General features: G+C 61.1%; 1 protein-coding gene. It reads right to left on the minus strand.

What is annotated here, in order from left to right; genetic code table 11:
* Positions 1-313 precede the first annotated feature (313 nt).
* On the minus strand, positions 314-398 hold an 85-nt coding region (gene pqqA / locus MKK50_RS17375; protein WP_499024104.1), incomplete at its 5' end, for a pyrroloquinoline quinone precursor peptide PqqA.

Genomic DNA, 398 nt, shown 5'->3' on the forward strand with positions numbered 1-398 from the left:
TGAGCAAGGCACCGGGATATCGAAAGCAGGAAGGGCGGAGTGTTCTGCCGCGAACCCTCCGGCCTTCCTGCTTGTTCGTAGCGTCGCACCGCAAACGAAAAGGGCGCCGCCCGCTCAGGCAGCGCCCCTGGGCTCACCGGATCGAGTCCGGCGACGCCGTCTTAGTTGAAGATGTCGGTCTCAGCGGACTAGTAGGAGGTGACGTCCATGCCGAAGCAGATCGCTGCGACGACGGGAGCGGACCACGTCATGATGTTGCTCCTGATAAACGAAAGTGATGGAAACCGAACCAGCCTAGGCTGGCGACGCCTTCTTAGTTGAAGGTGTCGATCTCGGCGGACTCGTAGGACGTGACTTCCATGCCGACGCAGATCTCGGCAACAACGGGGGCAGACCAC

The organism is Methylobacterium sp. J-043 (assembly GCF_022829505.1).
In the GTDB taxonomy this organism is placed as follows: Bacteria; Pseudomonadota; Alphaproteobacteria; order Rhizobiales; family Beijerinckiaceae; genus Methylobacterium; species Methylobacterium extorquens_A.